Here is a 20,342-nt window from a genome sequence, read left to right on the forward strand (position 1 = left end):
ATGTGCGGCTGTTTTTGTATCTGAAAAATATGGGCGGTCAGCTTAATCGGATTTAAGCCTATTTTAAGTCGATGCTGTTCAATCGTCCCATAAATATAAGTAGATCAATTACGTCTTTGTGAGCATCAAGCAGCGCACGTTTGGTTTGGCTGTAAGCGGCAAGTCTGCCGTGCTTTCTAATGGAGCACACCTTAGTTTTGTATTTGTAGTCGCCGTTTTCTGAGAATACACGCCACTTAGCGATGTAGCATTCGTCGCGGTGTTCGGGATCACTCTGAGTTGGATTTGGTTTGAATACAATTTTGGGTTCTAGACTATGAGGCAGGCGCGTCATCAGGTAGGGCTCTTTGAGGACTTTGGGCCAAAATTTGCCCCATAGCTGTCTGCCCAGTTCATCTCTTAATTTAATGGTTTTCTTCAGTGCTTTGTCTTCACCCATACGAACAAAACCGACCGACCGATGCAGCACCGTATCTTCGGGAGTATGGATGTGGATCTTAAAAGCGGTTTTACCTTTCGAGATAAAGCGGTAACCGGTAGCACCAATTAGATTATTCTGACTCATAGTTTGCTAAGTGATGATTATGTTATTAATAAGATTACGCCAAATACTGCAAAACCGAAACTAATACCCATGAAAAAAATAAAGCCTTAGCATCTTTGCTAAGGCTTTATTAGAAACTCTGAGACGAGAGTGTCGCTAACTACATGATTTTCTGCATCACATCACCAATTTGAATGCTTCCCGCAAGGCTTGGCTGATCAATCGTGAGTTCCGCTTCGTTTTCGTAAACGCGAGAAACCGTTAGGGTGATGTCGCTTTGAGAAACCTTGTTGCGTGGCAAACCGCGTTGGTCGATAAACGAACCTGTGTGCCACAGTTGCAACTTGTCACCTTGTTGTACGCCATGCATTCGACCTAAATCAATGGTCACAGTGTTACCAAATACCGCTGCAACCTCTGGAAGGGTGATCTTACATGACACTTCCGATTCTAAGTCCAACATAATATTACGGCTAACACGCAGCATCATGCTGCCGTAGGTTGATGCCCAGAAACGGGCACTGCGGGTGTCGACTTCACTGGTCTTAGCAAATGGCCACTTTGCCACTTCACGATAGCTACGGTTGTAAACCTGATGTCCTGTTTTACCATCGAAGACTTGCATCTCTAACGCAAACTGGCGATTGATGATGTCGTCTTTCAACAGTTTGGACTCGATGGTCGCGGTTAAATCGGTAATGTCGCCACCAATGATGTATTGTGCGCCAGTGTCTTGGGCGATCATCTTGATCACTTCAGGTCGACGTTTGTCGATGTCGTAATTGGTCGTGCCAACGGAAACAAAGCTGCGAGACTCTTGCGCCAGCTGTCGATCTACGACATGACCAAAATCATCACCGATGTTATAGATTCTGCCCATTACAGCTTGCTGTGGGAAAGTCACATCGATGTTGCCGACCAAAAATGTCTTCTTATATTGGCTCTCATGGCAAGCATTTGCCGAAGGATAGATATCGATCCTTGCGGTGATCATTATATTGCCACTGCGTTTTTTCTCTTTTTCTACCAAGATGTAGCGCACTTCATGATTGGTAAATTGAAACTCTTTTTTGTTTGCGTCGAGGTAGGGCGTGAGGTTGGCAATGCTACCAATGTCGGCTCCTGAGAACTGGATCGCTTTATATACCGCGTCTTCCAGAGCATGGACCCTTGCCGTTTCCTCTGACGATACGATGGCTGCGGTACCGGTAACCTCATACCAAGAGGCATGAGCACTGAAGCTTATGGTTATCAGTGAACTTATTGAAAATAAGTAAGAAATTATTTTTTTCATCTATTCGTTACCAGTTGGGTATAAATATTGCTTAACAAATAACTATAAGCTTGAAGCTGACTTAAGTGCGTTTTTCTTAATCTGAACCATTAATGAAAAGCAAAGACTGTTCCAACATTGTAATCCATTGAAAAGAATAATGGTGAGAACATATTGGAACAGGGAGCACTAAACCTATCTGGAGATAAGATAATGAAAAAATGGCTCGTAGTAATGAGTGTCATGTTGTTGACCTCATGCGCTTATTCGCCAATCTATAACGGCAAGTCTGAATATTCAGGCAGTCAGTTTATGTTGATGGATAGCCCTCGTCATACCATGGATTTCTTCGTGGAAAGTATGACCGAAGATCTGATCATTTCGAATACGAGTATCTCAGCAAGAACTCCGATAGCGATTACGTCGTTTGTTGACCTGCAACACATGGACACAACGAACTGGCTAGGAAACTCGGTATCAGAAGGTTTCATTCATCAGTTTCAGCGTCGTGGCTTCAAGGTTGTTGATTTCAAAACAACAGGTTCTATTCAAGTGACTCATCAAGGTGACTTTGCGTTAAGCCGCGATTGGAAAGACTTAGCTCAAGAGCAAGACGTACAGTATGTACTGACAGGCACCATGCTTCGCCAAGAAGGCGGTGTACTAGTAAATGCTCGCGTTGTTGGCATGCAAACTCGAATTGTAGTAGCGACGGCACAAGGCTTCTTACCTGCAGACCGTATTGGCCGTGACCTAGATACTCTCAACAGTATTCGAACTCAAGATGGCGTGATCATTCGTTCCGATCCAACGATCAGTCAGCCTTATACTGTTATTCTTCGCCCTTAGGAGTTCGAGATGAAGAAGTTAATGTTTGTTGTTGCCGCTTTATTGCTTGTTGGCTGTCAGCCATTGCAGAGCATGAGACCTGATGATTTCTTAGTGGCTGTTGGCTATGCGAGTATCAGTGAGCAGAAAGGTCGTAACGACGAAGAGAGACGTATCCGCGCGATGAGAGCCTCTAAGATCGATGCTTATCGTGAGCTTGCTGAACAGGTTTACGGCATGCGAGTAAGCGGTCGAGCAGAACTTGAAGATCAACGGCTTGGTACAGAGCGTACGTCAGGTGCGGTTGATGGTGTTATCCGTGGCGCAGAAGTGGTGCGCAGTTACCCTGTGGGTGATAGCTACGTAACAGAGCTTCAGTTGGATATTCGCAAGATGGATCAGCTACGTAACTACGGTGAAGTTCAGGCAGTACCTGAGAAGAGACAACAAACACTGTTCTAATTTCGGTGTTCGAATTGAATATTCAGTGATATTGGCTGCTTTCGTTTTCCAGATGGCGTATCGGCAACCAATAACTAATATGAATGTAAAAGCGGCAAGTATGAAAATACTTGCCGCTTTTTTGTTTATCGATTTTGTCAGGGCGTTCAAAGGCTGATTAGGTGTTTTAATAAAAGATAACGACAGGAATAGTCTGAGATACAGATAAACGGTTAACAAGGGGTATTACTGAAGAGGAAGAGTTAACTTAACTAGGCTTTTACGTTGGTTCCCAGCGTAGAGATAGTATGCGTTTGACCACCGGCATTGTAGGTCATGCCAATTTTTCCGTGACTTTGCTGCATCATATTGCTGAGTTTTTTGAAGCTAAGGTGCGCTCGATTTAAGGCTTCGCCATTCACAAGGTTCGCTTGCTGGCAATCGTGCACTATGGACTGGATCTTAGTGACTAACTGAGCAAGTTCAGGGTTCTCGGTCAGTTCTGAGATATTGGTATGGGCTGCGATTCGCTGATCGGTTGATCTTAGTTGTTCAACTAGGACCACTTTTTCTTTGGCGATTCGCTCAATATCGTTTGATTGTCGGCTCGTAATAGCGGTTTTCTCTGAACTTAGTAATTCAGATAAGGCTTTGGCATTTTGAAGTTGAAAATTAACTAAATCTGCTAGTGCCGCCATAACGTAAACCTATTCATAACCTCGTGTACTTTAAGACAATAACTTCAATCAAAAGTTAGTGTTTTCTTAAAGGCCTTTTAATTCATCTTCGAACTTGATCATGTTGTCAGCCAGTTTCTCTGGATCGACAGTGTATGAACCATTCGCAATTGCTTCTTTGATCGCTGCTACTTTCACAGAATCAAAGCTTGGCTGTGCTGCCATATCTTGGTGGAGCTGACCAATCGCTTTGCCTTGTTGGCTCAGTGAAACCGCATCTTTGCTTGCTGGTGATTTAGTTGATACATCAGAGCGTGATGCCTCAGAACTAGAATCAGAGCGTACTGCTGATCGGTTAGTGGTCGTTAGGGTTTGCCCTGAACGAATATTATCAATGCCTGCCATAGTTAAGCCTTTTTCTTCAAAAATGGGAACCTGTACAGTCAATATCGACCAAGGGTTCGAATACTTTAGCAATTTTTAGCTCAATAGTCGAAAAGGGACAAAACACCGCAGCCGTTATATTTGGCGTTAGAGTTGAGGGTGAAATCGCTAACGATACCGTCAATTTAGAAGTAAAGAGTTAAAAGTAAACCGTGACTTCAGACATGCTGGTAACAATCCCTTCAATTATACGCTGTGATTTATCATTTTTCACTCTTACTTGATCACCCATAGAGCCATCGGTAAGCGCAGTTCCTTTGGTGGTAATGGTCATGCCACCTTTTACTGCCTGTATGATAACCTTCTCGTTTCGGCACACGACACAGATATCACCTCTTTCTACAACATCGCCCGGTCTTAGGTTCTTTTTTACCTTAGCGCCGATGACCTGATGTGGAGCTGTGAAACCTTGGCGACGAAACTTGTTAAGAGAAATCATAGCGGTGGTGACATCGTATTGACCGACGATTTCGCCTCTCGCGAGTGAGCGAGTGGTGGTGACAAGAGGCACCGACATCGAAAGGCGCACCGGTACATAAACTCGCCACTCATCAGGAACACATTGCACTAAAACCGTAATACTGCTGCGGGTATTGGTGGTCGTTGAAGCGCTGGTCTCTAAAGGCACTGGGCAGTCTGTCGCTTTGATTCTTGAGTCAACATTTGCTGAATTAACAAAGAGTTCGCCACCTTGTGGCTGCTCAACTGTATCAAGGATATGTTGCTCCGCTGCAGACTGAATCATCTCAATTTGTTCTGGGGTCGCAGCTTGTACAAAAAAACTAAACAATATTGATAAAATGCCGATAAACTTAGCGACAGTTTTAAAAGTAGCTCTACACATTGCTATGGAAAGAGGTGGCAAATTTGTTTTATAATACGTCATTCCGTTTCTCTGGTGGTTCGTAGCCTGCAGTAGACTAACACTTTTTATACAAAAAAGTTTGATATGGAGATGAGCTCATGACGGGTATTCTTGATTCGGTGAATCAGCGTACGCAACTCGTCGGTCAAAACCGATTAGAATTACTAACCTTTCGCCTAATGGGGCGTCAGCGTTACGGCATTAATGTCTTTAAAGTAAAAGAAGTGCTGCAATGCCCTAAGCTGACAAAGATGCCAAACTTGAACCCACTGGTTAAAGGTGTAGCACACATTCGTGGCCAAACGATCTCTGTGATCGACTTGAGCTTAGCGATTGGTGGCCGTCCTACAACGGATATTGAAAAGTGTTTTGTGGTTATCTCTGAGTTTAACCGAACCATTCAAGGTTTCTTGGTAAGTTCAGTTGAGCGCATTATTAACATGCACTGGGAATCGATTCTTCCGCCGCCAGATGGCGCAGGTAGAGCTAACTACCTGACAGCGGTAACCAACATTGATAATGAATTGGTAGAAATTCTTGATGTTGAGAAGATCCTTGCAGAAATTTCTCCTGTTGATGAAACAATGGACAGCAAGATTGCTGAAGATATTGCGAAAGTAGAACAAGAGAAAGAACTGGTTCGCCGCATCTTGATTGCTGATGACTCGACCGTTGCTCGTAAGCAGGTTCAACGTGCTATTGAGTCGATTGGTTTTGAAGTTATCTCGGTGAAGGATGGTAAAGAAGCCTACGAGAAGCTGATACAGATGTCATCAGAAGGCAGTATTTACGATCAGATTTCATTGGTGATTTCTGATATCGAAATGCCAGAAATGGATGGATACACGCTGACTGCTGAGATTCGTCGTCACGCCGAACTTAAAGATTTATACGTAATTTTACACTCATCGTTGAGTGGTGTATTTAACCAAGCCATGGTTGAGCGTGTTGGAGCTAACTCCTTCATCGCTAAATTCAACCCAGATGAGCTTGGTGCAGCTGTAAAAGCTGCGTTAACTAACTAAAAGAGACATTAATGACTGCTATAACAATAAGTGATCAAGAGTATCGCGATTTCAGCCGTTTCTTAGAATCTCAATGTGGCATTGTATTAGGTGACAGCAAGCAGTATTTAGTGCGCAGTCGTCTAAGCCCATTAGTAACGAAGTTTAAGTTAGCTTCTTTGTCTGATTTGTTGAGAGATGTAGTAACAGGTCGAAACCGTGAGCTGCGTGTGGCTGCTGTCGATGCCATGACGACGAACGAGACACTTTGGTTCCGTGATACTTACCCGTTTGCTGTGCTTGCGGATAAGCTTCTACCGGAAATAGCGGCAAATAAACGTCCTATTAAGATTTGGTCTGCGGCAAGCTCTTCAGGCCAAGAAGCATACTCAATGGCAATGACGATTCTTGAAACTCAAGCTCGTAAGCCAGGTATGCTGCCAAATGTATCGATTACCGCAACTGACATCTCAGCAAGTATGTTGGATATGTGCCGCACTGGCGCTTACGACAACCTTGCATTGGGACGTGGACTTTCTCCAGAGCGCCGTCGTACTTTCTTTGAAGATGCGGGCGATGGCCGTATGAAAGTGAAAGATAACGTCAAGCGCATGGTGAACTTCCGCCCTCAGAACCTGATGGACAGCTATGCATTGTTAGGCAAGTTCGACATTATTTTCTGTCGTAACGTGCTGATTTACTTCTCGCCTGATATGAAGTCAAAGGTACTTAACCAGATGGCAAATAGCCTGAACCCTGGTGGGTACTTACTATTGGGCGCGTCTGAATCGTTAACAGGCTTAACCGATCGTTTTGAAATGGTTCGCTGTAATCCAGGCATCATCTACAAATTAAAGTAACGAGCGGCACCGATATTAGGTGTAAGGTTACCGTCTAAATTTAAAACCCAGCCAAGTGCTGGGTTTTCTTTTTCCTGCTTAAGCTATATCTTTAAGTCAGAGTGACATTCCAATTTACTCTATTTTTTGGCTTGTTTATTGCAAGTTTACCCACGAGTAACCTGTAAAAGCATTGATAGACCGCCTTGTTTCAAAAGTTGGTATATATATTGCTTTGGTTATTTCATAACAGTCAGTTCTTGAGTTGAGGTTTACATGGCTATTTCTTTTGACAATGCTTTGGGCATTCACCAGCACACAGTTGGTGTACGTGAGCGTAACGCTGAGGTGCTTTCCACCAATATCGCGCAAGCAAACACGCCTGGGTATAAAGCAAAGGGATTAGACTTTAAGAAATCACTGCAAGCGGCAAGTTCTGGGGCAAGCATTGGTCTTAGCCGTACAGATGGTCGGCACATTTCTGCCTCAACAACGGTGAACGGGGAAACGAAGTATCGCATTCCTACCCAACCTGATACAGGAGATGGCAACACGGTTGATTTGGATTTGGAAAGAAACCTTTTCATGCAAAACCAAATTAGGCATCAAGCCTCTCTCGACTTCTTAGGAAGTAAGTTCAAGAATTTAACTAAAGCGATTAAAGGGGAATAATTAGATGAGTTTATTCAATGTATTCAATGTGACTGGTTCTGCGATGAGTGCTGAATCTGTTCGTCTAAATACGACCTCGAGCAACCTTGCGAACGCGGACAGTGTAAGTAGTTCTGCTGAAGAAACTTACAAGGCTCGTCACGCAGTGTTCGGCGCTGAGTTAAATAAAGCACGCAACAGTGGTCACACTGTGCCTGTGAAAGTATTAGGTATTGTGGAAAGCGATAAGCCGCTAAGCGCGGAGTACAACCCGGATCACCCATTAGCGAACAACGAAGGCTATATCTACAAGCCTAATGTCAACGTTATGGAAGAAATGGCAAACATGATTTCGGCATCACGTGCGTACCAAACAAACGTACAGGTTGCTGACTCGAGTAAACAAATGCTGCTGCGTACGCTGCAGATGGGTCAATAAGGATAAGGAGGTAGCACATGGCTGGAATCAACAACAATGTTGGTCAAAGCGGCTTGTCCTATGTTGACCAGCTGAAGAGTCTTCAAGATGGCGCTAAAAAGCCCGACGAAACAACAGGTAAGCAGGATCTTAAACAAGAAGACTTCTTATCTTTGTTGACTAAGCAACTAGCACAACAAGACCCTTTCAAGCCGGTTAGCAATGACCAGATGATTGCGCAAATGGCTTCATTTGCGACCGTAGATGGCATTGGCAAAATGAATACACAGTTTGAAAGCTTGAATTCATCAATGACCTCTAACCAAGCTCTTCAGGCCTCCTCTTTAGTTGGGCGTGATGTATTGGTTCCTGGTGCGGCAGGTGTAAAACCCGGTGATGGCGGTATGGCGGCAATGGTTAAGCTTCCTCAGGCAATGGACAATGTAATGGTCCGTGTTGAGAACGAAGTTGGCCAATTGGTTCGCACATTTGATATCGGCTCTAAACCATCTGGTGATACACGTGTTGAATGGGACGGAAAAGACGAAGACGGTAACCCATTGCCGGCCGGTAAATACAACGTGAAAGCGTCGGGTTTGCTGGATGGCGAGAACACAGAGTTCCAAGTTTCCAGTTATGCGAACGTGAACAGTGTGCTTCTTGGTAAGGGCGATGGCAACGTACTACTCAATCTGGCTGGTTTCACATCGCCAGTACGACTTGCTGAAGTACTAGAAGTTGGTAAAGCGTAGCTCTTTATTGAGTGACTATGCTAGCTAGATAGATTAGGAGAATAATGGAATGTCATATGTAGCTTTAAGCGGCCTATCCGCTGCACAATTAGACCTGAATACAACCAGTAACAACATTGCGAACGCGAACACATTTGGCTTTAAAGAGTCTCGTGCCGAATTTGGTGATGTTTACTCAAGCTCGTTGTTCACTAACGCAAAAACGACGGCAGGTGGCGGTGCGCAAGCTAGCCAAGTGGCGCAACAGTTCCACGAAGGTTCAAGTATTTATACGAACAACCCAATGGACTTACGTGTAAGTGGTACAGGTTTCTTTGCAGTATCGAAAGACCGCATGGTGCCAGAGATTAACGAATTAACGCGTAATGGTGCATTTCACCTAAACAAAGACAACTACATGGTTACCGCTAATGATGAGTTTCTTTTAGGTTACGATGTTGATCCAAACTCGGGGGAAGTTCTTTCTTATGCGCCAAAGCCTCTCGACATTCCTGCTGAGTTTGGTAAACCAAAACAGACAGAAAACATTGAAGTAGGGGTTAACCTTCCTGCAAACGGTGATCTTAAAGACCCGGCTGCATTTAACTTCAAAGATGCTGATACTTATAACCGTGCAACGTCTTCGACGGTATACGATTCTATGGGTCAGTCTTACAAGTTAACGACTTACTACCTCAAAGATCAGACTCAACCAAACACTTGGCAAACGTACTACACCATGTCAGATGAGAACGGTGAAAAGCCGGTCAACATTACTGGTGGTGATGCGACGAATGCACAAGGTCATGTTGGTCACACAATGAAGTTCAACAATGACGGTACGTTAGCAAGCCTAAACAATGGTCAGCCGATTAACTCGGAACCACTGGGTGCTGGTGCGAACCCTATTGACTTGAACGGTGCTGATCCAACTCAAGTGCTTAAGTTTGGTTTAGATTCTTCAACTCAGTTTGCCGCTCCGTTTGAATTGACTAAGTTTGATGAAGATGGCGCGACAACAGGTTTCTTAACAAAAATCGATTTCGATGAGTACGGCAGTGTTCTAGGTACTTATTCAAATGGTGAAAACGTGATGCTTGGCCGTGTAGGCTTGGTTCGTGTACCAAATGAGCAAGGTCTGGATAAGAAAGGCGGTACTCAATGGGATTCTACCAACGACTCTGGTGACAAGATCTGGGGTGAATCGAACAAAGGTTCATTTGGTAGCATCAACAACGGCTCGCTAGAGCAGTCGAACATCGATATGACTCAAGAACTGGTTGATTTGATTTCTGCTCAACGTAACTTCCAGGCGAACTCGCGTTCTCTAGAAGTACACAACCAGCTACAACAGAATATTCTTCAGATTCGTTAATCGTTTAAAGCGTTTGAATCATCTGCGAATACCCAATTCAATGTTATTGAATTGGGTATTGTTGTTTGTCTTTTTATTTGCCGCCCCTATTGCCGCCCGGTAATGCCACTGGCAACAATTCTTCCTCAATGATCCTTTGATGATCACCCTTCTTGTTCGTTTTCTATTTAAATTATTGATAAATAACAGTTAAAAATATTGGCACAGTGTTTGCTTTATTAGCCCCAGAAGATGATTTTTGGAGCAAAATTATGGATCGCGCACTGTTTCTTGCCATGAGTGGCGCTAAGCAAAATATGCAAGCTTTGCAGCTACGTGCAAACAACCTTGCCAACGTAAGTACAACGGGTTTCCGTGCTGATTTAGCACAGGCACGTTCAATGCAAGCGTATGGCGAAGGCATGCCTACTCGTGTTTTCAGCATGACAGAGCGTCCGGGTCATAATTTCGCTCAGGGTAGTGTGGTTACTACTGGCCGAGATCTAGACGTTACCATTCAAGGTGATGGTTGGATTTCAGTGATGGACAATACTGGCCGTGAAGGTTTAACACGTAACGGTAACCTAAGGGTTGACCAAAACGGTTTACTAACCAACGCAAGCGGTCACTTAGTGCTTGGTGAAAACGATGCACCAATCACGCTGCCAATCCCAATCAGCAAAGTAGAAATTGGTACAGACGGTACGATTTCGGTGATTCCTCAAGGCGCTCCAGCTGAAGAATTGGCCGTGGTTGATCGTATTAAGCTTGTACGTCCAGACAACCAAAGTTTGTTTAAAGACACGAATGGTCTATTCCGTTCGAAAAACCCAGATCAGGCATACGAAGCAGATGCAGCGGTAACGTTGCTAAAAGGTGCTATCGAAGGCAGTAACGTAAATGCCGTAGGTGAAATGACCAGCCTAATTGACTTACAACGTCAGTTTGAAATGCAGGTCAAAATGATGAGCACAGCAGAGGAAATGGACAAGTCGTCTGATTCACTGCTTCGTATGAGCTAATAGAATTTAAAGGACATTGCTATGCATCCAGCATTATGGGTAAGTAAAACGGGTTTAGACGCCCAACAAACCAATATCTCAACGATTTCGAACAACCTTGCCAACGCCTCGACCATTGGTTTTAAAAAGAGCCGCGCGGTATTTGAAGATCTGTTCTACCAGAATATTAATCAACCGGGTGGTCAATCGTCTCAGAATACTGAGCTGCCAAGTGGTTTGATGCTGGGTGCCGGTTCTAAGGTCGTCGCGACTCAAAAAGTGCACACTCACGGTAACGCACAAACGACATCTAACAGCCTAGACATGATGATTGAAGGCGACGGTTTCTTCCAAGTTGAAATGCCAGACGGTGAAACAGGTTACAGCCGCAATGGTCAGTTCACACTGAACGGTGAAGGCGCGATCGTAACGTCGGGCCAAGGTTATCCTCTACAACCAGAAATTGTGATTCCTGAAGACGCGATCTCGGTAACGGTTGGTAACGACGGTGAAGTATCGGTTCGTCTACGTGGCGAGCAAAACAACGTCGTGGTTGGTCAAATTACCATTACTGACTTTGTAAACCCAGGTGGTCTAGAGCCAGTAGGTCAAAACCTTTATTTGCCAACTGGCGCGAGTGGCGACCCACAAGAGGGTGTACCGGGTTTTGATGGCCTGGGTAACATCCGCCAATCGATGCTAGAAACATCGAACGTAAACGTAACCGAAGAGCTGGTAAACATGATTGAAGCTCAGCGTGTATACGAAATGAATTCGAAAGTTATCTCGTCAGTAGACAAGATGATGAGCTTTGTTAACCAACAGCTGTAATTGGTTTATTCGCCGTTTACTTTTTTAATTAATCTATCTGTTTTTGCTAATTGACCCATTTACCACTGCCTGCTGAGAGTATATCGCCATGAAACGTATTTTTTGTTTAGCCCTGTTAGCTTCGATGACTGGTTGTACAGTACTGGATCCAATTGAGACGCCAGCACAAGAGAACGCGACCACAGTGGTTGATGCGGTTGAAGGCGATAAGTCGGCAGAAGAAAGTTCAGGAATTATCGACACGCTTCGTGGGCGAACCGATCCAATTGCTGGTGACCCTGCATGGGCGCCAATCAACCCCAAGCAGAAGCCAGAGCATTATGCAGCGGCAACGGGCTCACTGTTTAATGTGAACCACATTGGCAGTATGTATGACGACTCAAAGCCTCGTGGTATTGGTGACATCATCACTGTAGCGCTAGATGAGAATACTCGAGCGACCAAAAAAGCCAACGCAGACATGTCTAAGTCGAATGATGCATCAATGGAGCCGCTGGCTGTTGGTGGTCAAGATCTGACGATCGACAAGTACAACTTCTCTTATGATCTGAGTAACACCAATACTTTTGCTGGTGATGCGTCAGCCAACCAAAGTAACAGCATCAGCGGCTACATTACCGTTGAAGTCATCGAAGTATTAGCTAATGGCAACCTAGTGGTTCGTGGTGAGAAGTGGATGACACTGAACACCGGCGATGAGTACATCCGCCTAAGCGGTACCATCCGTCCAGACGATATTGACTTCGAAAATACCATTGCTTCAAACCGTGTTTCTAACGCACGAATTCAGTACTCAGGGACTGGCGTACAGAAAGATATGCAAGAGCCTGGATTCTTGGCACGATTCTTTAATGTATCTCTGTAGAGCTTGATAGGACGACGACATACTGACAGCCTCTATCACTGAGCCACATTTAGCTAAGCTATTATAAATTAAAGCAATACAGACAGGTTACTCAATGAAAAAACTGACACTCGTACTATTCGGCATGCTATTTCTTGCCACCAGTGCCCATGCTGCGCGAATCAAAGACGTGGCAAAAGTGGCGGGTGTTCGTAGTAACCAACTTGTCGGTTATGGTTTGGTCACGGGCTTGCCGGGTACTGGTGAGACAACTCCCTTTACCGATCAAACATTTAACGCAATGCTGCAAAATTTTGGCATCCAATTGCCGCCCGGCACTAAGCCAAAAACCAAAAACGTCGCGGCTGTTATTGTGACTGCTGAACTGCCAGCATTCTCTAAGCAAGGCCAAGAAGTTGACGTAACCGTTTCTTCTATCGGTTCAGCAAAAAGCCTTCGTGGTGGTACCTTGCTACAGACCTTCTTGAAAGGTCTAGACGGTCAAGTGTATGCGGTCGCGCAGGGTAACTTGGTGGTAAGTGGCTTTAGTGCACAAGGTAACGACGGTTCTAAGATTGTCGGTAACAACCCTAACGTTGGTATCATCTCTAGCGGTGCGACGGTTGAACAAGAGATCCCAACGCCATTCGGTCGTGGTGACTACATCACCTTCAACCTAATCCAATCAGATTTCACAACGGCTCAGCGTATGGCTGATGCGGTTAATAATTTCCTAGGCCCACAAATGGCTTCAGCGGTAGACGCAACTTCAGTAAAAGTTCGTGCACCGCGTGAAATCAGCCAGCGTGTAGCATTCTTGTCGGCTATCGAAAACATCGAGTTCGACCCTGCTGAAGGCTCTGCAAAAATCATCGTCAACTCTCGTACAGGTACGATTGTGGTTGGTAAGCACGTTCGCCTAAAAGCGGCGGCGGTCACCCACGGTGGTATGACGGTTGCAATTAAAGAAAATCTAAACGTAAGCCAACCGAATGCATTCTCTGGTGGCCAAACGGTAGTGGTCCCTGATTCTGATATCGAAATCACGGAAGGCGATGGTAAGATGTTCAAATTTGAACCTGGCCTAACGCTGGACGATTTGGTACGCGCAGTCAATGAAGTGGGCGCTGCACCTTCTGATTTAATGGCAATCCTTCAAGCACTGAAACAAGCGGGTGCGATTGAAGGCCAATTGATCATTATCTAAGGAATAAAGCATGATTAAGAATAACAATGACATCGGCTTTATTCACGACATCGGTAGTTTAGACCGTCTTCGTCAACAAGCGGTAAACGGTGAAGAAGGTAGCGAGAAAGAAGCATTAACCGCGGCGGCAAAACAGTTTGAATCGATTTTCACCTCGATGTTGTTTAAGTCAATGCGCGATGCTAACTCGAGCTTTAAGTCGGATATGTTGAACAGCCAGAACGAGCAGTTCTATCGTCAGATGCAAGATGACCAAATGGCGAGTGAGTTAAGCGCTTCAGGTTCATTAGGTCTTGCAGATATGATCGTGGCTCAACTAAGCGCTGGCCAAGCAAGCGATACGTCTGAAGAGAAGGTTCGCAGTGAAGGCTTTGATGCTTCATTGCAAAGACCGCAATATTCAGGCCGTTCGGAAGAGCGAGCGTCAGACGTTCAACCTGCGCAAGCAGCAAAACAGCCAGTATCCTTTGATTCTCCAGAATCGTTTGTGACCTCAATGAAGCCTTACGCGGAAAAAGCGGCAAGTGCGCTTGGTGTGGACTCGTCTCTTCTATTGGCACAAGCTGCCCTTGAAACGGGTTGGGGTTCTAAAATGGTTAAGAACTCTTTGGGCAACAGCAATAACTTATTTAACATCAAAGCAGATAGAAGTTGGAAGGGCGATAAGGTCGCGACTCAAACTCTTGAGTTCCATGGCAAAACCGCCGTTAAAGAGTCAGCTTCCTTCCGTTCTTACTCTAATTTCGAAGATAGCTTTAATGATTACGTGAAGTTCTTGAACGAAAATCCAAGATACGAAACGGCGCTACAGCATCAAGGCAATTCAGAGAATTTCATCAAAGGTATTCATCAGGCTGGTTACGCAACTGACCCTAACTATGCAGACAAGGTTTTACGAGTTAAAGCCAAGATTGATGAGATGAACTAGCGTCATAAATCAACATAGAGAGCTTGCTACTGGCAGGCTCTTTTCTTCTCCGCCCCTTCAGTTCTTACGCGTAATCCATAGTTATCTCCTTACACTTCAATAAATTATCGTCTTTTAATTTCCTGTTGTTTGTGTTGGCACACATATTGCATTTATCTTAGTAATATACGGTTGTAGTTAATCAGTTCATTCTGGTTTTGTTAAGTTTTTTGGGGGCATTATGGCGTCGGATCTTCTGAATGTAGGGGCACAAAGTGTTCTTACGGCTCAGAGACAGCTCAACACCACAGGTCATAACATTTCTAACGCTAACACAGAGGGCTATAGCCGCCAGTCTGTGATTCAAGGTGTGAATGACCCGCGCCAGTACGGTGGGCAATCCTACGGTATGGGTGTACATGTGGAAAATGTTCGCCGCTCTTGGGATCAGTTTGCCGTCAAAGAACTTAACTTATCGACAACCAATGCCGCCAACAAAGGCGATACCGAAGCCAACCTCGATATGCTGTCGAGCATGTTGTCGTCGGTCGCTTCAAAGAAGATTCCAGAAAACCTCAACGAATGGTTTGATTCCGTTAAGACTCTCGCCGATACCCCAAATGATGTGGGTGCGCGTAAGGTCGTGTTAGAGAAAGCAGGCCTTGTAACTAAAACCTTGAATGAATTTCATGAAACAGTTCGTCAACAGTCTGATTCTACGAATAAAAAATTAGATATGGGTATCGAGCGAGTTAACCAACTTGCGTACGAGATCCGTGATGTTCAGCGTTTAATGATGCGAACTCCTGGGCCTCATAATGACCTACGAGATCAGCATGAAAAGTTGATTAATGAGCTTTCTGGTTACACCAAAGTTACGGTGACACCACGCTCAAATGCCGAAGGGTTTAATGTCCATATTGGTAATGGCCATACCTTGGTCTCTGGTAGTGAAGCGAGTCAGCTGAAGATGGTTGATGGCTTACCCGATGCACATCAGCGCCGCCTAGCGATTGTTGAAGGTAAGTCTTTAAAACCGATCACCAGCAGTGATATCGACGGAAAAATCGGCGCCATGCTAGACATGCGTGACGAACATATCCCAGCAATTATGGATGAGCTTGGTCGTTTGGCGACCGCGTTTTCATATGAGGTCAATAGTCTTCAAGAACAAGGTTTGGATCTTAACGGCAACGTAGGTAAGGACTTGTTTACCGACGTGAACTCAGAGCTGGTGGCAAAATCTCGTGTCACGGCTAGCGGGCAATCGAAAGCCGATGTTGCGGTATACATTGATGATACTTCTGCCTTAAAAGGCGGTGAGTATGGACTGAAATACGATGGCAGTGATTATGTCGTGACTAAGCCGAACGGTGAGACCGTTAAGATGGCGACCGACTCTAGCGGTAGTGCTTTTTATCTTGATGGCATGCGAGTGGAAGTACGTAACCCTCCTGAACTAGGAGAGAAACTGTTACTGCGTCCAACGCGTAATTTTGCTGCGCAGATTCATATGGAAACCAAAGACCCGAAAGACATTGCTGCGCAAAGTTATGAGGCATCGACCACGTTTGCCAAGGGTACAGCGGGATTTAAAATCCTAGAAGCAGGTCAACTGCGTGAGTTTGAAGTGATTGTCTCACCAAAAGGTGAGCAGTTTGCTGTGACGGATCCGAAGGGTAACATTTTAATGCAGCCTCAACCGTATCCGCCACAAGGGCCAGTGACCATCAACGGTACAACGTTTGAGCTCACACCCGGTGCGGTGGCAAATGATAAGTTTACGGCAAACCTTGTCCCATCAGAAGGTGACAACGGTAACCTGCGTAAGCTACAAGATCTTCAAACAGGAAAGCTGTTGAATGATGGTGAGTCTACGATTTTAGACCTTTACCACAACTTGAATACTAATACGGGCTTGAAGTCTTCAACGGCAAATCGCCTGAGTGATATTGCGACATTAGAAAAACAGTCGGCTCAAGAACGTATTGCTTCTATCTCGGGAGTAAACCTCGATGAAGAAGCGGCAAACATGATGAAATTTCAGCAAGCGTATATGGCTTCTTCACGCATCATGCAAGCAGCCAACGATACGTTTAACACTATTTTGGCTCTGAGATAGGAAGGTATAAATGTTGAATCGTATCTCTAGCTTCCATAATTATCAGTCAGTACAAAACGACTTGCGCCGTCAAGAGAACAAGGTGCATCACAACCAAGCACAACTTGCTTCGGGTAAGAAGTTACAGTCGCCAAGTGATGACCCATTAGCGACGCACTATTTACAGAACATTGGTCAGCAGTCAGAACAGCTTAAACAGTATGTCGATGCGATTACTCTAGTCAGAAACCGTCTTGAGCATCATGAAGTATTGGTTTCTAACACTGAAGGCTTTGCTGATGAAGCAAAACGAACCGTGATGGAAATGATCAACGGTGCGCTTTCTCCGGAAGACCGTTTAGCTAAGAAGCGTGAAATTCAAGAACTGGCGAATAACTTCCTGCATTTAGCCAACTCTCAAGATGAGTCGGGTAACTACACGTTTGCAGGCACTAAGCCGAAAAATCAGCCTTTCTTTCGAGATAACGAAGGGAATGTGACATATCAAGGTGATGACTACCAACGCAAGATGCGTGTGGCAAGCAGCTTTGAAATGGCAATGAATGATCCGGGCAGCAAGATGTTTATGGAAATAGACAACCCGTTCGGTGACTACGAACCTCAGTACGAGCTTGAACCTGCGTCTGAGTTATTGCTCGGGCGTGCGACCAACAGCGATGAAGATGGGTCTACTTATAAAGTGACGTTTGTCGACATGCAGACGGGCAATTTCGCTTATCAGCTTGAAAAAGACGGCGCAGTGGTTGCGGCAGAAGATTTTGATCCTTCGACAGGCATTGTTTATGAAGGGCTGAATATTCAAATCAAAGGCCAAATCACTAAAGGTGATTCGATCACCTTAGAACCACGAGAGACTTTCTCTATCTTTGATACGTTCAAAGAGGCTGCTGAGCAGGCTGAAAACCCGGTATCGGATGCATCAGCAACAGCGAAACTGCACCAAGTAACTGAAGAGTTCCACGCTGCGTTTATCCATTTGACCAAGGCAAGAACCGATGTTGGTGCACGCTTGAGTACTTTGGATATTCAAGAGCAACAACATGAAGATTTCAAGTTGTCTTTAGCAAAAGCAAAAAGCAACTTTGAAGACTTGGATTACTCGAAAGCGATCATTGAGTTCAATGAAAACTCTCGAGCACTACAAGCTTCTCAACAAGCGTTTGGCAAAACCAAAGACCTGACCTTGTTTAACTATATTTAATGATCAATCGGTATTTAATGGTGGCTTGTCGATCACCATGGCGTTGATTCCTTGCCGTATGTGCTATGCCATACGTGCGAATGACGCCACAGTTTGCCGCTTTTTTGTACGAAGCATGATGTTTCTAGAATAGCGGCAAAAAACGGCAATAAGGAAGGTGAATGTTTTTCATCTTCTAATAGTAGAAAATCATAATTGCGCAGTGTTGTTTGTAAGCTTCTGATTTTTAGATAATTAAAAAATTATTTATATGATATTAAACTTGGCATACAACTTGTATCTGTGTTGGTTATAAATGATTAATACAGATCTTAAACCTTGTATAGGGTTTATCGAGTAATACACGGTCAGTGCTTATCCATATGAGAGTAAAGCTGGCCGCTTCGCAGAAACTTTGCGAACTCATAAGGAGAGCAAAATGGCTATCAATGTAAGCACTAACGTATCTGCTATGACAGCACAGCGTTACCTGAATAAAGCATCTAATGACTTAGCGACTTCTATGGAGCGTTTGTCATCTGGTCACAAGATCAACAGCGCGAAAGATGATGCGGCAGGTCTGCAAATCTCGAACCGTCTAACCGCTCAGTCTCGTGGTCTTGATGTGGCAATGCGTAATGCCAACGACGGTATTTCGATTGCTCAAACAGCAGAAGGCGCGATGAACGAATCGACTAACGTACTACAACGTATGCGTGATCTAGCGATTCAATCATCAAACGGCACTAACTCGCCGGCAGAGCGTACTGCACTGAACGAAGAGTCAATGGCACTTCAAGATGAGCTTAACCGTATTGCGGAAACCACATCGTTTGGTGGTCGTCGTCTACTGAACGGTTCATTCGGTGAAGCTTCATTCCAGATCGGTTCTAACTCTGGTGAAGCAATGATCATGGCTCTGACAAGTATCCGTGCAGATGACTACCGTATGGGTGGTACTACGTTCGATTCAGAAAACGCGAAAGATAAGAACTGGGAAGTGCCGCCAACAGCGAGCGATCTTAAGTTCGAATTCAAAACCAAAGCGGGTGAAGACATCGTTTTAGATATCAATACCAAAGCGGGCGATGATATCGAAGAGCTTGCGACTTACATTAATGGTCAGTCTGATCTTGTGAACGCATCGGTTACTGATGATGGTCGCATTCAACTGTTCGTTGCTGAACCTGACCTTGACGGCCCAATGTCTATCTCTGGTGGTCTAGCGTCTGAGCTAGGTATTAAGAGTGAAGGCCGCGCAACATCGGTTCAAGATATTAGTTTGATGAGCGTAGCAGGATCACAGAATGCTATTAGCGTGATTGATTCTGCAATGAAATACGTAGATTCACAGCGTGCTGATTTGGGTGCAAAGCAGAACCGTCTAAGCCACAGTATTAATAACTTGGCAAACGTACAAGAGAACGTAGACGCTTCAAACAGCCGAATCAAAGATACGGACTTTGCGAAAGAGACGACGCAAATGACCAAATCACAAATTCTGCAACAAGCAGGTACTTCGATACTTGCTCAAGCGAAACAGTTGCCTAACTCTGCGATGTCACTATTGCAATAGTTATTGGTTGAACTCGCTGCTCGTGTTCAGACGTGAGCCATGCAGCAAGGGAAACTGGCAAGCATACTTACTATTGAGTGTTTAGCTCTCTCATCTCTCACCTGCTATCCATTTTTACAGTAAGAATGCAACGGCAAGTCGGAAATGTGTTCATTTCTCGATGATCTCCACACAGGCTCTGACGCGCCAACTAGCCCCGGTTCTCTCAAAGGAAAAGGGGCTTTTTCCTTTCTGTATTTCTTGTTTTTGCTATTTACTTTCCTGCGAATTTTCTCGCTCTACCTTTTTCAAATCTCTATTTGACTGTTCTTCTTCACGATAAATAATCTCATCTATTACACAAGATCTGCCTAACTCGGAGATCTTTGGCGATTGATCATTTCTCCACCTTGAGCCATTTAGACGGCGGTTCGTACGCTTTCTGAACAGATTAAGATCTTTTTCCAATTGAAATCTATCGCTGTATTAGAAAATGATGAAAATTAAGTTGTTGATAAATATTAGATTAATATTTTTTTTGTGGTTTTTTGAAAGTTTTTCTAAAGCTTCTGATTTTCGCGCCGTTATTAAAAGTAACTTTGAGAGAACTACTTGGTTTTCCGAGA

The 20,342-nt window shown here is 44.5% G+C and carries 21 protein-coding genes; 16 read left to right on the plus strand and 5 right to left on the minus strand.

The window, feature by feature from the left end; genetic code table 11:
- Positions 1-58 precede the first annotated feature (58 nt).
- Positions 59-565 (minus strand): hypothetical protein, encoded by a 507-nt coding sequence (locus tag AB4274_RS20240; protein WP_017062268.1) that lies wholly within the window; start codon positions 563-565, stop codon positions 59-61.
- 139 nt (positions 566-704) lie between these two features.
- The gene (locus AB4274_RS20245; RefSeq protein WP_371720991.1) at positions 705-1,838 is read right to left on the minus strand and encodes a flagellar assembly protein FlgT; all 1,134 of its coding nucleotides are present in this window, start codon (positions 1,836-1,838) and stop codon (positions 705-707) included.
- A gap of 192 nt (positions 1,839-2,030) precedes the next feature.
- Between AB4274_RS20245 and AB4274_RS20250 the strand changes: the two genes are divergently transcribed.
- Both AB4274_RS20250 and flgP read left to right on the plus strand, forming a co-directional pair.
- The gene (locus AB4274_RS20250) at positions 2,031-2,666 is read left to right on the plus strand and encodes a FlgO family outer membrane protein (RefSeq protein ID WP_017064137.1); all 636 of its coding nucleotides are present in this window, start codon (positions 2,031-2,033) and stop codon (positions 2,664-2,666) included.
- Between the two features lie 9 nt (positions 2,667-2,675).
- The gene (flgP, locus tag AB4274_RS20255; protein ID WP_016791311.1) at positions 2,676-3,107 is read left to right on the plus strand and encodes a flagellar assembly lipoprotein FlgP; all 432 of its coding nucleotides are present in this window, start codon (positions 2,676-2,678) and stop codon (positions 3,105-3,107) included.
- A 251-nt stretch (positions 3,108-3,358) separates the two neighbouring features.
- Here flgP and AB4274_RS20260 read toward each other — a convergent pair whose 3' ends face one another.
- The 3 genes from AB4274_RS20260 to flgA form a co-directional block, all read right to left on the minus strand.
- Entirely contained in the window at positions 3,359-3,784 is a 426-nt protein-coding gene (locus AB4274_RS20260) for a flagella synthesis protein FlgN (RefSeq protein ID WP_017064136.1), read from the minus strand.
- A 66-nt stretch (positions 3,785-3,850) separates the two neighbouring features.
- Positions 3,851-4,168 (minus strand): flagellar biosynthesis anti-sigma factor FlgM, encoded by a 318-nt coding sequence (flgM, locus tag AB4274_RS20265; protein ID WP_017062263.1) that lies wholly within the window; start codon positions 4,166-4,168, stop codon positions 3,851-3,853.
- 178 nt (positions 4,169-4,346) lie between these two features.
- The gene (gene flgA / locus AB4274_RS20270; protein ID WP_017064135.1) at positions 4,347-5,093 is read right to left on the minus strand and encodes a flagellar basal body P-ring formation chaperone FlgA; all 747 of its coding nucleotides are present in this window, start codon (positions 5,091-5,093) and stop codon (positions 4,347-4,349) included.
- A gap of 77 nt (positions 5,094-5,170) precedes the next feature.
- Here flgA and AB4274_RS20275 point away from each other — a divergent pair, with 77 nt between their 5' ends.
- The 14 genes from AB4274_RS20275 (at position 5,171) to AB4274_RS20340 (ending at position 19,737) form a co-directional block, all read left to right on the plus strand.
- Positions 5,171-6,097, plus strand: coding sequence for a chemotaxis protein CheV (locus tag AB4274_RS20275; RefSeq protein ID WP_017066180.1), 927 nt, complete (start codon positions 5,171-5,173; stop codon positions 6,095-6,097).
- Between the two features lie 11 nt (positions 6,098-6,108).
- The gene (locus AB4274_RS20280; RefSeq protein WP_004736174.1) at positions 6,109-6,936 is read left to right on the plus strand and encodes a protein-glutamate O-methyltransferase; all 828 of its coding nucleotides are present in this window, start codon (positions 6,109-6,111) and stop codon (positions 6,934-6,936) included.
- Positions 6,937-7,191: 255 nt separating this feature from the next.
- On the plus strand, positions 7,192-7,587 hold the full coding sequence (gene flgB, locus AB4274_RS20285) for a flagellar basal body rod protein FlgB (protein WP_004736175.1): 396 nt from the start codon (positions 7,192-7,194) through the stop codon (positions 7,585-7,587).
- A gap of 4 nt (positions 7,588-7,591) precedes the next feature.
- A complete protein-coding gene (flgC, locus tag AB4274_RS20290) occupies positions 7,592-8,005 on the plus strand; it encodes a flagellar basal body rod protein FlgC (protein WP_004736176.1) in 414 nt (137 codons plus the stop codon).
- Positions 8,006-8,022: 17 nt separating this feature from the next.
- The gene (gene flgD / locus AB4274_RS20295; RefSeq protein ID WP_010439286.1) at positions 8,023-8,736 is read left to right on the plus strand and encodes a flagellar hook assembly protein FlgD; all 714 of its coding nucleotides are present in this window, start codon (positions 8,023-8,025) and stop codon (positions 8,734-8,736) included.
- 49 nt (positions 8,737-8,785) lie between these two features.
- Positions 8,786-10,090 (plus strand): flagellar hook protein FlgE, encoded by a 1,305-nt coding sequence (gene flgE, locus AB4274_RS20300; protein WP_017062260.1) that lies wholly within the window; start codon positions 8,786-8,788, stop codon positions 10,088-10,090.
- Positions 10,091-10,341: 251 nt separating this feature from the next.
- Positions 10,342-11,091: a flagellar basal-body rod protein FlgF gene (flgF, locus tag AB4274_RS20305; RefSeq protein ID WP_017056855.1), complete on the plus strand. Its 750-nt coding sequence runs from the start codon at positions 10,342-10,344 to the stop codon at positions 11,089-11,091.
- Positions 11,092-11,112: 21 nt separating this feature from the next.
- On the plus strand, positions 11,113-11,901 hold the full coding sequence (gene flgG, locus AB4274_RS20310) for a flagellar basal-body rod protein FlgG (RefSeq protein ID WP_017062259.1): 789 nt from the start codon (positions 11,113-11,115) through the stop codon (positions 11,899-11,901).
- Between the two features lie 88 nt (positions 11,902-11,989).
- Complete coding sequence (flgH, locus tag AB4274_RS20315; protein ID WP_017071817.1) at positions 11,990-12,766, plus strand: flagellar basal body L-ring protein FlgH; 777 nt, start codon at positions 11,990-11,992, stop codon at positions 12,764-12,766.
- Positions 12,767-12,860: 94 nt separating this feature from the next.
- Positions 12,861-13,952: a flagellar basal body P-ring protein FlgI gene (locus tag AB4274_RS20320; protein WP_017062257.1), complete on the plus strand. Its 1,092-nt coding sequence runs from the start codon at positions 12,861-12,863 to the stop codon at positions 13,950-13,952.
- 10 nt (positions 13,953-13,962) lie between these two features.
- Complete coding sequence (gene flgJ, locus AB4274_RS20325) at positions 13,963-14,880, plus strand: flagellar assembly peptidoglycan hydrolase FlgJ (RefSeq protein ID WP_017064131.1); 918 nt, start codon at positions 13,963-13,965, stop codon at positions 14,878-14,880.
- A 220-nt stretch (positions 14,881-15,100) separates the two neighbouring features.
- On the plus strand, positions 15,101-16,981 hold the full coding sequence (gene flgK, locus AB4274_RS20330) for a flagellar hook-associated protein FlgK (RefSeq protein WP_017067655.1): 1,881 nt from the start codon (positions 15,101-15,103) through the stop codon (positions 16,979-16,981).
- 10 nt (positions 16,982-16,991) lie between these two features.
- Positions 16,992-18,182, plus strand: coding sequence for a flagellar hook-associated protein FlgL (gene flgL / locus AB4274_RS20335; protein ID WP_017064129.1), 1,191 nt, complete (start codon positions 16,992-16,994; stop codon positions 18,180-18,182).
- A 418-nt stretch (positions 18,183-18,600) separates the two neighbouring features.
- Positions 18,601-19,737: a flagellin gene (locus AB4274_RS20340; RefSeq protein WP_017069005.1), complete on the plus strand. Its 1,137-nt coding sequence runs from the start codon at positions 18,601-18,603 to the stop codon at positions 19,735-19,737.
- The last annotated feature ends 605 nt before the right edge of the window (positions 19,738-20,342 follow it).

It is taken from the genome of Vibrio sp. 10N.261.55.A10, assembly GCF_041470825.1.
Lineage (GTDB): Bacteria > Pseudomonadota > Gammaproteobacteria > Enterobacterales > Vibrionaceae > Vibrio > Vibrio crassostreae_C.

Excerpts from the sequence above, each read along its gene's own strand:
- AB4274_RS20240 (WP_017062268.1), bottom strand. The coding sequence starts at position 565 with ATGAGTCAGAATAATCTAATTGGTGCTACCGGTTACCGCTTTATCTCG.
- AB4274_RS20245 (WP_371720991.1), bottom strand. The coding sequence starts at position 1,838 with ATGAAAAAAATAATTTCTTACTTATTTTCAATAAGTTCACTGATAACC.
- AB4274_RS20250 (WP_017064137.1), top strand. The coding sequence starts at position 2,031 with ATGAAAAAATGGCTCGTAGTAATGAGTGTCATGTTGTTGACCTCATGC.
- flgP (WP_016791311.1), top strand. The coding sequence starts at position 2,676 with ATGAAGAAGTTAATGTTTGTTGTTGCCGCTTTATTGCTTGTTGGCTGT.
- AB4274_RS20260 (WP_017064136.1), bottom strand. The coding sequence starts at position 3,784 with ATGGCGGCACTAGCAGATTTAGTTAATTTTCAACTTCAAAATGCCAAA.
- flgM (WP_017062263.1), bottom strand. The coding sequence starts at position 4,168 with ATGGCAGGCATTGATAATATTCGTTCAGGGCAAACCCTAACGACCACT.
- flgA (WP_017064135.1), bottom strand. The coding sequence starts at position 5,093 with ATGACGTATTATAAAACAAATTTGCCACCTCTTTCCATAGCAATGTGT.
- AB4274_RS20275 (WP_017066180.1), top strand. The coding sequence starts at position 5,171 with ATGACGGGTATTCTTGATTCGGTGAATCAGCGTACGCAACTCGTCGGT.
- AB4274_RS20280 (WP_004736174.1), top strand. The coding sequence starts at position 6,109 with ATGACTGCTATAACAATAAGTGATCAAGAGTATCGCGATTTCAGCCGT.
- flgB (WP_004736175.1), top strand. The coding sequence starts at position 7,192 with ATGGCTATTTCTTTTGACAATGCTTTGGGCATTCACCAGCACACAGTT.
- flgC (WP_004736176.1), top strand. The coding sequence starts at position 7,592 with ATGAGTTTATTCAATGTATTCAATGTGACTGGTTCTGCGATGAGTGCT.
- flgD (WP_010439286.1), top strand. The coding sequence starts at position 8,023 with ATGGCTGGAATCAACAACAATGTTGGTCAAAGCGGCTTGTCCTATGTT.
- flgE (WP_017062260.1), top strand. The coding sequence starts at position 8,786 with ATGTCATATGTAGCTTTAAGCGGCCTATCCGCTGCACAATTAGACCTG.
- flgF (WP_017056855.1), top strand. The coding sequence starts at position 10,342 with ATGGATCGCGCACTGTTTCTTGCCATGAGTGGCGCTAAGCAAAATATG.
- flgG (WP_017062259.1), top strand. The coding sequence starts at position 11,113 with ATGCATCCAGCATTATGGGTAAGTAAAACGGGTTTAGACGCCCAACAA.
- flgH (WP_017071817.1), top strand. The coding sequence starts at position 11,990 with ATGAAACGTATTTTTTGTTTAGCCCTGTTAGCTTCGATGACTGGTTGT.
- AB4274_RS20320 (WP_017062257.1), top strand. The coding sequence starts at position 12,861 with ATGAAAAAACTGACACTCGTACTATTCGGCATGCTATTTCTTGCCACC.
- flgJ (WP_017064131.1), top strand. The coding sequence starts at position 13,963 with ATGATTAAGAATAACAATGACATCGGCTTTATTCACGACATCGGTAGT.
- flgK (WP_017067655.1), top strand. The coding sequence starts at position 15,101 with ATGGCGTCGGATCTTCTGAATGTAGGGGCACAAAGTGTTCTTACGGCT.
- flgL (WP_017064129.1), top strand. The coding sequence starts at position 16,992 with ATGTTGAATCGTATCTCTAGCTTCCATAATTATCAGTCAGTACAAAAC.
- AB4274_RS20340 (WP_017069005.1), top strand. The coding sequence starts at position 18,601 with ATGGCTATCAATGTAAGCACTAACGTATCTGCTATGACAGCACAGCGT.